The organism is Streptococcus orisratti DSM 15617 (assembly GCF_000380105.1).
Classification (GTDB): Bacteria; Bacillota; Bacilli; order Lactobacillales; family Streptococcaceae; genus Streptococcus; species Streptococcus orisratti.
The window spans coordinates 1-11,742 of sequence record NZ_KB904489.1 but is presented as its reverse complement, the minus strand read 5'-3'; the positions used below and the strand labels follow the sequence as shown (position 1 = coordinate 11,742).

14 protein-coding genes are annotated in these 11,742 nt (G+C 33.7%); 10 read left to right on the top strand and 4 right to left on the bottom strand.

Annotated features, from left to right (window positions below):
• Positions 1 to 250 precede the first annotated feature (250 nt).
• Positions 251 to 424, top strand: coding sequence for a hypothetical protein (locus A3I7_RS14165; protein ID WP_018376432.1), 174 nt, complete (start codon positions 251 to 253; stop codon positions 422 to 424).
• Between the two features lie 28 nt (positions 425 to 452).
• Complete coding sequence (locus tag A3I7_RS0108865) at positions 453 to 1,709, top strand: hypothetical protein (RefSeq protein WP_018376431.1); 1,257 nt, start codon at positions 453 to 455, stop codon at positions 1,707 to 1,709.
• A gap of 184 nt (positions 1,710 to 1,893) precedes the next feature.
• Here A3I7_RS0108865 and A3I7_RS0108860 read toward each other — a convergent pair whose 3' ends face one another.
• From A3I7_RS0108860 to A3I7_RS14160, 3 genes are all read right to left on the bottom strand, one after another.
• Entirely contained in the window at positions 1,894 to 2,418 is a 525-nt protein-coding gene (locus tag A3I7_RS0108860) for a hypothetical protein (protein WP_018376430.1), read from the bottom strand.
• A gap of 17 nt (positions 2,419 to 2,435) precedes the next feature.
• A complete protein-coding gene (locus A3I7_RS0108855; protein ID WP_018376429.1) occupies positions 2,436 to 3,554 on the bottom strand; it encodes a hypothetical protein in 1,119 nt (372 codons plus the stop codon).
• A 73-nt stretch (positions 3,555 to 3,627) separates the two neighbouring features.
• A complete protein-coding gene (locus A3I7_RS14160; protein ID WP_018376428.1) occupies positions 3,628 to 3,801 on the bottom strand; it encodes a YlcI/YnfO family protein in 174 nt (57 codons plus the stop codon).
• A 125-nt stretch (positions 3,802 to 3,926) separates the two neighbouring features.
• Here A3I7_RS14160 and A3I7_RS0108845 point away from each other — a divergent pair, with 125 nt between their 5' ends.
• The 3 genes from A3I7_RS0108845 to A3I7_RS0108835 are packed head-to-tail and all read left to right on the top strand — an operon-like array spanning position 3,927 to position 6,183.
• Entirely contained in the window at positions 3,927 to 4,904 is a 978-nt protein-coding gene (locus A3I7_RS0108845) for a membrane protein (RefSeq protein WP_018376427.1), read from the top strand.
• A 15-nt stretch (positions 4,905 to 4,919) separates the two neighbouring features.
• Positions 4,920 to 5,759, top strand: a complete 840-nt coding sequence (locus A3I7_RS0108840; RefSeq protein ID WP_018376426.1) for a hypothetical protein — start codon at positions 4,920 to 4,922, stop codon at positions 5,757 to 5,759.
• 16 nt (positions 5,760 to 5,775) lie between these two features.
• Complete coding sequence (locus A3I7_RS0108835) at positions 5,776 to 6,183, top strand: hypothetical protein (protein WP_018376425.1); 408 nt, start codon at positions 5,776 to 5,778, stop codon at positions 6,181 to 6,183.
• Between the two features lie 544 nt (positions 6,184 to 6,727).
• Here the strand turns inward: A3I7_RS0108835 and A3I7_RS0108830 are convergent.
• Positions 6,728 to 8,011 carry a helix-turn-helix domain-containing protein gene (locus tag A3I7_RS0108830; RefSeq protein ID WP_018376424.1) on the bottom strand — a complete coding sequence of 428 codons (1,284 nt, stop codon included), beginning with the start codon at positions 8,009 to 8,011 and terminating at the stop codon, positions 6,728 to 6,730.
• Between the two features lie 224 nt (positions 8,012 to 8,235).
• Between A3I7_RS0108830 and A3I7_RS0108825 the strand changes: the two genes are divergently transcribed.
• From A3I7_RS0108825 to A3I7_RS0108805, 5 genes are all read left to right on the top strand, one after another.
• Positions 8,236 to 8,562 (top strand): hypothetical protein, encoded by a 327-nt coding sequence (locus A3I7_RS0108825; protein WP_018376423.1) that lies wholly within the window; start codon positions 8,236 to 8,238, stop codon positions 8,560 to 8,562.
• Positions 8,555 to 9,076, top strand: a complete 522-nt coding sequence (locus A3I7_RS0108820; RefSeq protein ID WP_018376422.1) for a hypothetical protein — start codon at positions 8,555 to 8,557, stop codon at positions 9,074 to 9,076. Before A3I7_RS0108825 ends, A3I7_RS0108820 begins: the two co-directional genes overlap by 8 nt.
• A gap of 141 nt (positions 9,077 to 9,217) precedes the next feature.
• Positions 9,218 to 10,531 carry a hypothetical protein gene (locus A3I7_RS0108815; protein ID WP_018376421.1) on the top strand — a complete coding sequence of 438 codons (1,314 nt, stop codon included), beginning with the start codon at positions 9,218 to 9,220 and terminating at the stop codon, positions 10,529 to 10,531.
• A gap of 63 nt (positions 10,532 to 10,594) precedes the next feature.
• On the top strand, positions 10,595 to 10,846 hold the full coding sequence (locus A3I7_RS0108810) for a helix-turn-helix transcriptional regulator (protein WP_018376420.1): 252 nt from the start codon (positions 10,595 to 10,597) through the stop codon (positions 10,844 to 10,846).
• An 86-nt stretch (positions 10,847 to 10,932) separates the two neighbouring features.
• Positions 10,933 to 11,742: site-specific integrase (locus A3I7_RS0108805; RefSeq protein ID WP_018376419.1), on the top strand; the 810-nt coding region annotated here is incomplete at its 3' end.

Here is an 11,742-nt window from a genome sequence, read left to right as displayed (position 1 = left end):
ATACTTCAACCCAAAATCAGTAAAATTGTTTATGCCATATTATTGTAACACCTTATTTCAAAAATCACAAAATAAGGTGTTGGTTTTGTATACACTTTTTATGTAAATTTTTAGTGTAAAGCAAGGTCACTTCCCTATTTTGATGACTGTATGAAAATTATTTTTTCTCTAAAACCTTGATAGGCTTGACAAACGGTAGAAAAAAGAGTTGGCGACGCTACGCTAACTCTTCTTTTTTAAGGAGACTCAGATGAAGAAAGTGATAGTATCTCATTATGGACTACCCATCGTTAAGCTGATGGTGATTTTAGTTGTGGGAGTTTTGGTTCTAGGCATCAGTCATACGGTTCAAGCTTTAACAAGAGAGGAAGTCTCAAAAAATTTAGCCATAAATGTCGAAGATGGTCTATCATCAGAGGAATAATGAGTAGAAATATCAGGTAGGAATCTTTATGAAAAAAAGCATATTATTTTTTGTAAGCGCTTTAGCAGTACTTGCCGCATGTTCAAATAGTGGAAAACAAGAGTCGTCTAAACAAACGACTGAATCGCAAAGTAGCTATTATCAAGTGACATCTGATGACATTTCTATCACGAAAGATGCCATATATAGTGTCACGCTGACTACAGAAGACACTTGGCAGTTTGTGGCTGAAAATGGAGATGATGTTACCGACTGGCTTGTTTTGAAATCAGATAAGCAAGCCTTAACAGGTACCTCTGGAGTTGCTCAAATAACGGCTGTTGATAGTGATTCTTCAACTATTACCATTACTATTGATAGTAGTAAAATCACAGGATTTTCAAGTAATGGTGGAGCAAATCTTTATATTATGCCAGACTCCAGTAGCATTGTAGGAACTGGTGACAATCACGCACATTATAGTGAAACAAGTGCTAAAATTGGGAAATACGTTATTCCAAAAGTAAGTGTTGACGGTGCTATTGAGGGGGAAGTAACGCAAGAAGATGGTCTAACATTTATAGAAAATCAGATTACTTTCCAATTCACAGTTGATGGTGAAGAAGCAGATAGTAGCTTAATGAATACCAAGGCTGTTAAAATTGTATTGGCAGAAGGAGATGGTTACTACACTAGTGATTACACCTATAGCGACCAAGGTTTATCAACTAAAATGAAAAATGGAAGCATCAGCTACACCATCGAACCAGAAGATTTGCAAATAACTAATTCAGGGTACGAACTTGGCGAAAATGGAGGTGGTCGCAACTGGTCAGAAATCGGTGGCGACGGTAATGGTCATTACCATTTAAATTTTAAATTATCAGGCTTAGAATATAATGGTTTGCCTGTAAGTGTTGAAACCTTTGTGGCGGATGTTTATTGTTACGGTAGAACCTTTGAGATTGATGATGGTAGCATCTACGCTAATGATGTCGCTAAATGGTCAACAACAGCTGAAAATAATACTCCAGTTCTTTGTGATGATTACACAGATGATCTCATTATTGATTGGGCTAATGGCTTTGATGCCTCTAAGCTGAGAGCTAAAGACCTTACTTTAACGATGAAAAGTCAATATGGTGACACCTTGACTCTAACGGCTGGTGATGATTTTACGATTGAAACTAAGAAAAATCGAACAACGATTCATGTTAATTATACTTATTGGGCATATACCCCAGTTTACCAAACGCTGACGGTTGATGTTGCTAAGAAACATTTGACATGGGATGAGGTGAAATAGGGATTCACTACACGTCAATAGGCGGTAGAAACCTTGATTTTATGCGATTTTTGAAATATTAAATTTCATTACATTGCAGTACAAATCAATTGAGTCTCTACATTTTTCTCTACACTTTTTAGATAATAAAATTTAAGTAGAACATGCAGATAATAAAAGGAACACTTCGTATGAAGTGTTCCTTTTATTCTTGATTCTTACGATAAATAATATACTCGTTCAATGTCATAATTGATAAATTTCCAGGTTTATCTTCTACAATAAATAAGTCGTCAATCCCTTTTCCACTACTATTATCAAGAATTTTTTTGGCATCTACTATTTTTTCTATAGACTCTTGATAGACTTTATCAGAAATCTCACTTGGAATTTCTAAATATATTGTACCTTTATCAGTTGTGGATTTTATAGTTAGTTTAGCAGGTTTTGTTTTTTTATTTGAATCAATGATTACTACTTTTTTCTTTTTAATTGAGCCAACAATCTTAAAAACTAGTTCCTTTAATATGTCCACAGTTAGCCCTAAAACAAGCATTTCTACAAACTCTCTACTTAATATTAATTCAATAAAAGAATCAAACGAAGCTTGAATTTGACTCTTATCAAAAAAAATTACCTCTATATTCTTACTTTTAAACTTTTCCTGAATTTCTAGTTGTTCATCATCCGTAAAAAGTTCTGGAACCTTAATAAGTATTCCTTTAACCATAAATAATCCTCCTTCTTTTACTTAACTAATTTCCAATTCTTAGCATCTGAATTATCAATCATAATTTTTCTACGATTACTTAACAATTCGTCACTCACAAAATATTGTCCTAATCGTTCTATAAACCCACATTTCTGACAAGTATAAAGATAATCTTCTCTTATTTCATTTACTAAAGCTATATTGAATTCAAATTGTTTGCTACACTCATCACAGGTCATACTAAGATGTTCACTGCTAAATATTAAATCAAAAATGCTCTCTAATTCTTTATTATCATCCTCTGATAATGCTAATATTATCTTCAAATTTCTGATATATCGATTAAACTCTGATGTTTTCTCGTCTATATCTACATATTTTTCAAAAATAGCAACAATAACCTCCACCAAATAGATTAGAATATATGGAATTTTTTCGTAGTACAAATTCCAGAAATCATCCCAAATTTCATCATCTGCAAATATAAAATTAAGATTCCGCTTCTCAGTAGGATAATTTTTATTTCTAGTCACCAAATGAATTGATTTATCAAATGCACTAGTCAAACTATTTTCAGCCTTTCGATTGTATATTACATCATACAATAATTCTGGATTTAGTAATTCTTGACTAAAATCCAGTGAACTATTTTTAGATTGAACTAATACCTTCGCTTTTGAGAATAAATCAATAACAAAATTTTTCTTTCCTTTTAAATCACTAACATCATATTCCTTAGGGCTTGCATATTGCACTTTTCCTAAAAATTCATATGGTTGAACTAGTATCCAACTTAAATAGAATAAATTATCCTGTAAAGGTTTCCTAGCAAGTGAAAAAGCAACCGTTACCTTTCCCCTCTCTATACAGCTCAGTGATTCAAAAAGATAGTAATTTAAGTCTCGTAGAATTGAAAAGAATATATGAGGGATAAAGACTTTTTCAGAAATTTCTATATCCTTTCGTCTCTCTAACTCATCAAAAAGGTCAAATTTCTCACCTATCTCATTAGTAAATTTAAAAGACAAACTTGACAATTTATATTTATCAGCTTTAACCAATATATCAACTAAAATGTCATACAAATAAAGCATCAATTGATGACGTTTTATATACTTGGCTGGTAATAATTCCGAGATATATGATTTGACCAATATTTTTCCCTCATTTCTTTCTCACTACTCAATATTATACTCTAGAAACAATCAATATTTCCTTATTTCTATACTATTTTTTATCTTCCATATCTCTCAATGCATACTCACATGCTTGAATCACGAAACTTGAAAAAGTTACATCTTTGTTTTGAATTGCTTTCTCTATTTCTTCAATAAGTGGTACTGGAAAGCGAATTGTTTTATTTTCTGTTTCTTTGCGATTTGATTTTAGTTGAAATGCCATATCTTTTCTCCTCTTTTTGTTTTTAGGATATAGCATTTTGTACATTAAATATGCATTGCGTTTTGCATTGCAAAGTTGGCGTTGTTACGTTATAATGTAATAAAAATTAAAATATAGGAGCCCAGATGGATATTGCTAATTCATTAAGAAGGTACTTAATATTAAAAAATAATCTAATCCCCTCAACACAAAATAGAATAAAAGAACTTGGAAGAGAAATTTTTCAAGCTGAGGCTACCCTGAATGCTATTTCAGATGAAAAAGTATTTCTTGAGGACTTTAAATGGGATATTCGAACAAGAGGATTTACTATTTTCAATCTGATTCATCTACCGTCCCTGATTGCGTTTATAATCTTTCTTATAGTTGTATTACTAGCCTTAGCAGGGGTTACCATTATTGGTGTCATTATAGAAACAATTATTCGAACTTTTATACTTTTCCAAAATTTTGAGTTTGAGGATACATTCTTCTATATCCCAATAAAAGCGGTTGAAGACTTTATCTATTATCCACCTTCAATACCTATTCCAATTGTGGTTGGGCTTTTGATAGTCTGGGTTCTATATAGCATCAGACAGGTTAGGAAAAATAGAATCCACTATGAAAATGTTGTTATTCCAGAGAATCGAAAGAAAAACGCTCTCGTCCCTGGAAAGCGTAGACAACAACAATTAGTGGTAGGTAATCTGAAAAATACCTTGAAATCTACTGAAGCTCAACTACTGAACCATCAAAATGAAATGATGAATATTATGAATACCATTTCCATTCCCAATCAGTATTGGACTAATGATGAAGTCATAAATTTCCTCATACAAAAATTAGAATATGGGCAAGCGAAGACCATCGGAAAAGCCTTGAATCTTTGGGATATAGAAGTATCGACTAGAAGGGTTGAGCAGGCATCGAAAGCTGTCATAAAAGAGACAAGAGAATCAGAAGCTCGTCTGGCTAGGCAACGTGCAGAACATCACGCACAAGAGCAACGTAACATTAGAGATAATACCGAAGCTCAAAATAAAGTAGCAGAAGAATTAAAACGAAGGAATGACCGTTCTGAGTTCTATGATGATATTGCGAAGAAAAACGGTTGGTTATAAATAAGGAGACACACTATGAACAAAAAGAAATTTTTAGCAAGCGTTACACTATTGGCATCTACAGTACTCTTATTTGCTTGTCAGAGTAATGAAAGTACCACAAAATCCTCTGAAAAGATTGTTGAAACCTTATCTTCTTCAAAGGATGCAATCTCCGAGGAACAAAGAAATAAGTGGTTGAAGGAGTTTTATGAAGAAGTAGCTGAGACTGATGGTTCTAACTACCATAATGAGATTGAAGAACGTAGTCAAAAAGCATGGAATGAGAATCAAACCAACATCTTCAACGGACAGGCTAGCATAAATGTTACTAATGACTACCTTCCTTCTGAATTGACAAAGCTAAATGTCACGATTGACGGTTATGATGAAGCAACTAGACGATTGAAAGTTACTGTTATTAACAACTATGATGAAACACTGATTGGAACAACAACCAATTCAAACAATAACAACTTGTACGGGACATATTTCACCCTATATGGCTACACCACATTGTCAGGACGTTCTGAGAGGGTTAAAATCGCTCAGATTGCTCTTGCTAGTGATTTACCAGCTGGGGAGTCTATTCAACTAGAAATTCTTCCATTGGCTCTTGCAAATCGCCAAACTGATTATGCTAAAAAAATGCAAAATAGTGAGCTAGATTCTAAATACTACCTACTATCAAGCGATTACGGAAATTCTTTATGGGATATTACTAAAGACCAATTAATGGGAGAAGAGATTATTTCAGAACAAATAGTATTATCTAGCCTTGCGAATATCTACATCGTACCCAAGCTAGTATTTGAAACTTACCCATCTACAGCTCCAAGTGATTCAGAGTTAGAAAATCTAATTTCAAACAATTAAAGAAAAGAGCAGACTGATGAACATAAAGAAACTAATATTGACCCTACTCACTCTAACGCTGACAATTGTCCTTTGTGCTTGTGGTAATCAATCGAATACTAATGATAGTCAGCTATCAGGAACATATTCATATGAAAAAAGCGGTATTGATGGCTCTGAAATGGGATTCGAAGATGAAGAATTGACATTGCATTATGAACTAAAAGTAAGTGGTGATGAAAACATACTTAATATCAATCTCCTTTCAGAGAGAGGAAATAATGTGAAGTACCTCTATTCAGAGAAAGTAACCATTGATACCGACAAACAGATTATCAGTGATAGCAATGGAACGGAGATGAAATATTCAGTTTCAGGAGATTCTGTAACAATACCTGATTTAGCAGGGGATACGGGAGATGAGATTACGTTAACAAAAGAGTAAAAAAGATGAGCGACGGAACTCATCTTTTTTTGCTTTCTAAAATTTAACTGATAATAGTTTTAGATTGATTTGTGTATAGGGTAGTTTATATAAGATAGAATTTAAGGTCATTAGGAGACATAGCTTTGTTAGGAAGTGTGTGTGATATTTTAACAACGAATAATATTGTGGTACAGAACTTTTTAAAACCGAAAAATGGTTAGAAATAAAGAGATAAAAACACTTGAATTGATAGCGAACTTAGATTTATCAAATGCAATTTGTTGGCGTAAAGAAACGTATTTCGAAGAGAGAGCGTAAGCGTTAGTGCGAATTGACCGTCGCCAACAAGAGGAATCGAGTTGGCAGAGAGAAATCAAGCGTACGAACGGAGAAAAAGTTGATTGAGTCAACAAAGGGAGTGAGGGTAAATCTTAGAAAGTTACAATTCAAGTGTTTTTAGCCATTATTCTTACTATTTTGAGTTTTTATAAAGTGATGTAGCTTCACGGCTTTGCCGTGGGAAAAGAACAGATAATAATGAGAAAAGTATAACTACAGAGCATTAACTATCTTGTTGAACAAGATTCCATAATTTTGTTAAAAAGAGAGAATCAGATATTTCTGCGATTAGAAAAGCTCTTTTTCCAGTAAACCCGAATGATTTTTGTAAACTGTACAGATTAGAGAATGTCGGTAAGTCAACGCCATTTTTCCAATTGGTAATTTGTGCTATGTCTACATCAAGATATTCAGCAAGTCCTCTTTGAACAGATAGGGGCTTCCCATTATCGTCAATGCTACGATAATTAAGTTTATTTCTCATGATATCCTGTAATTTTTGCTTTTGCTCAACTTTGATTTTAGAAAGCTTATCGTCTAAATCACAAAGTCCAAGTTCTTCATAGTCAGATATACTATTATTTACTATCTTGTCTAAGAAGCATAAAAGCTTATTGAAGTTTTTTACAAACGTCTCCTGATTCTGTTTAGCTATTGTTCTTTCTGAGACTCCAGAATTATCTGAAAAAAGGGTACCTCCATCAACAATAGCATCAAATACTCCAAAATCGGTTACCTTCTTAATAGGAGAGAGGATAGGTATGGTTGATGTCCCGTGCTCAACTATTTTTAGTTTATCTGGGTAGGCCATCATTATGGTATCTAAAGTGAATTTTATGCTATCTAGCTGTTCCATTCTGTAGTAGCAAAGTCGAACAAAATTATCTGTATTTTTTTCAAACTCGCTTTCGACAGAATTATGTTTAAATTTAAAAAGTATCTTAGTTGCAAACTCTGCAAGTTTTTTTGTGTTTTCGTAGTTTGGAACTGCACCAACTCTCCAGCTCGAAATACTATTTTGAGACACTCCCAATTCTTTTGCAACATTCAACGATGAAATTTTATACTTTATTTTAATACGATAAAGGAACTCATCAAGAGCTTCAGTGAAGTGGGAATCCGTAAGTACATCAGGATGTTTCATTGCCATGATATAGCAGTTCTCTTTGAGTTTTAGGGTTAAGTCAGAGAGTTCGTCATTGAATTTATTGTTAGTCTTATGCATCAGATACACAGCTTTATTTTTGTCTTTGTCCATCTGAGATTTATATTCCGCTTCAATATAAGAAGCAAATACTGAAAGAGTCTCTAATTCATCAAAACTAGGTTCGGAAATAAATGTGTTATCTGCCCAACTTTTTAAAGTGTTTTGATTGATTCCTGTTTTTTCCGCAACAACAGTTATTGAACAATTCAGTATGGACTGCAAGTAATTCAGATAATTTTTTAATGAACTTGAAAATTCAGTACGCTGTTCTTGATGAAATTCTTGAATTGTTTTTTGCATATTAGATTACCTCTAATTATTTTTTCTTGATTATACCACGGCGTAGACTTCAAAAAAAGGGCATGCTTTTTTGATGAATGGGATAACAAAAATCCAAGTCGTACGACATTAAACCCAATGAATTGTTTTAATGGCTATGATATTCTTAAACTATACAAGATAGCTTCTTGATATATATCAAATGTGCACAAGCGATAAAAAACAAAAGAAAGCAGGTATTTATCATGAATACAAAAATTATTGTTGACATTACTAAGACCATAGGTCCTAGCTTAAGGTTTAAAGAGGCAAAACCAAAGACTGAGTATGGCTCGGATAAGATTATTGGGACTTCTATCTTTGTATTGGATAAAGATGGTAATGAACAAGTGGTTGCGATTTATAAACCAATGTCAGAGTTGTCTATTTTATCTAAGTTAGCTCCTTTTGATGAGATTGTTTTTGAAGGTTTAGAAGGATACGTACGCGGCACTAGTCGAGAAGGTTCTACGTTCGTAACTCTAAAACTTGTCTTAAAAGCAGAAGGTGTGAGGGTACGAACAAATGGCTAATATAATTACATCAAAGTCTATGAGAAGTGCCCTTGGGATTCTTGATGATAAGTTATTATTGTTAGAGTTTGACAAAAAATATGCAAATTTAGCTAAAAACAAAGGGAAATTTCAACCTCTAACTCAATATACTATTTTGGGATTGAACGAAGAGACAGATTCACCTGTATATATCGGTGTTATCAAGACAACTGGTGAGGTTGCTACTTTAGATGAATATAAAGAACATCAGATTAAAACAGCAAACGTAGAGCTTGAAAAACTAGAAAAAGATAAGCAGAATCTTGAAAGTAAGATAGCAGAGTTATTGATAACAAACGATAAATTAACAGAAGACTCATGGTCTATAAGAGATGACTATGCAAAAGTTGCTGAAGAATTTGATGAACTCACAGACTTATTAGAGGATTTGAAGCAAGAGACTAAACGAGAACGTCGGAAGTTAAAGCGTAAAATTCGTAAAGAACTTCAACAAATGAGTTTAGTAGAGAAACTGAAGTTTTTAATGAGTTAGATAAAAAGTATTGTCTAAGTTGTCAGGGTTAGTATTACCCTGACAACTTAGATGACAATGACAAGCGGACTTAAAACCTTGATTACATACAATCTAAGTGCATGAATGTTGACATCACAAAAAATGACAAAGGAGGAATTTATGACAAAAACTGACAGGCTCACTACTGCTTCTCTTGAAAAAGAGGATGGAATTAGAAGCACTTATCGAGCACACTCATTCTGTTGTGTGCTGAATAATGTAGATAAGTTATTCGATATTGAGACAGACTTTTTTGAAGACCAACGTTTTAGTGACAAGACTAGAAAGCGTGTTGAAGAATTTAGAAAAAAACTTCCAAAACTAGGCTATCCTTTTACACCAAAAAGAATGATTGAAATACTGATTGATTTTTGGATGGAAGATAGCGAGGACAGAAGTTGTGCCGTTAATTACGAAATCGGTGACGATGGAGTTCATCATTGTCATATGATTCTTGAAGCTAAGCAAGCCATTCGCTTCTCAGCTTTACAAAAACTCTATCCCACAATCCATGCTGAGCTGACTCGAGGAACAAAAGAAGAAGTATTTGCATATCTCAATAAAACAGGAAAACATGAAGAAAAAGCACATACCATTGTTGTTCCCATGGTGATTCACGGAGAGATTAGAGCTAGTAGACAAGGCAAACGTACAGACCTTGAGATTATTGAACAACTTTTGGAAGAAGGGCAGACTCCAGAGGAAATAATGAGCCAGAGTTTGAGTTTCCGTCGCTTTTCAAAATTGATAAAGGAACATTATTATCAAATGCGGTTGCGAACTTCTCCTAGATTTAAGGATAGCATGGAAGTTGTTTATCATGTTGGAGCATCTCGAAGTGGCAAGTCATATCAGCAAATACGCTTGATGGATAAATACGGAGTAGGTAATGTCTATGTTTGGAGCGACTATCAGAATGGTGGGTTAGATAATTACATGGGAGAAAAAATTCTGTTTATGGAGGAATTCAAGGGAGAACTATCTTATCAGGAGTTTCTACGAGTGACTGACTCCTATGTCCAACAATTTCATGCTAGATTTACTAATATCTACGCACTATGGGAAAGAGTACATATCAGTTCAATATTTCCTCCCAGAGAGCTGTATAAGTTGATGGTTAGTGATTCTCTAAGAGCAACCGATACAATGGAACAAATGATGTTGCGGATAAGCAAAGTAGTCTATCATTTCAAAGTTAAAAATCAAGGCAAGGTGCAATACAAATCTATTTCTTTTTCAATAGAAGATTTTAATCGTCATACAATAGAACAAATTGAGAAATTTGCCTATCAGTTTGACAAAGCCAATCCAAATGTCCGTAACTATAACTTTGAGACAGATGCATTTTTATCCACAATGAATCCGATTAAACATCTAAAGAAAAAAGCCATCACTACTACCGACCAAAGCAAAAGTGATGACCTAAATCAGTGAGATAAATAACAAACCTATCTCTATTGTTATTATCTCATATTTAAAAGAAAAAGGATAATACAAATGAACTCTGAAAGAATAAATCATATTGAAACTCTGCTGACTCTGCTAGTTAGCTTGATTCAGCAGCAGGTAAAACAACGTACTACATTTGGAATTGTGACACAAAAAGAGCTATTAGTTCTCTTAGATATTTCTCCTAATACTTTGAAAAGTTGGGAGAAAAAAGGTTTGCCACGACTTGAACCCCCAATCGAAGGTACTAGAACTGTATATTATAAACTATCAGATGTACTTGATTTTTTGGAAAACTAGGTAAGAATGTGCTAAAATAGATTCATCTAATTAGGAAAAGAGGATAGTCTATTTTAGCCTTTTCATTATCTGCATGAAGAGGCATTATGAAAACTGAAACAATCATTTACAAAAACAAAAAAGTTGTCAAAAAAACTAAAAACAACGGCGAAACTAACTATGTCTTACGAGGTGTTTACCTTGGTTTAGATGAGAAAACTGGAAAACAAGTTACAACATCAATTACAGCCAAAACACTTCGTCAATTGGATAGAAAATACACTCAAGCCAAGTTAGACTTTGAGCAAAATGGCTCTACTCGAAAAGAGACTATAACAGTGACAACGTTGAAGGAACTAGCTGAAGAATGGTTTAAAAACTATCAAAGCTGGGTTACGTCATATAATACGTTAAACCGTGTGAGAGGTTATCTTGATACCTACATTATTCCACGTTTTGGCGATTATATCCCTGATAAAATAACCTCTTCCGAGATTCAATCATGGGTTAATGAATTAGCGGATAGAGCTAAAAAATCTGTTGAATCTGGCGTTAAACGAGCTCAAAAAGGAAGGGCAAAAGATTTTGGAGCTGTAGCTCATAAGTTAAGCGATATTTTTGACTTTGGGATAACAAACTATGGTTTGTTAAAGAATCCAGCATTGACTATCAAAATTCCTCCAAAGCCAAAGGCAAACAAGAAGCGAATTATGGTACTACATGATGAAGATNTATCACACTGGTTAAAATTTTTATCAGATTTACCAGATACACGAGCTAATCGTAGGTTCAAAGTCATTTGCAACACCCTACTTGCTTCAGCTTGCCGTATCAATGAATTGCTAGCATTGGAGATTCATGATTTAGATATAGAAACCAATGAAATTGTCGTAAATAAAACTCTAATGTGGAAAAGG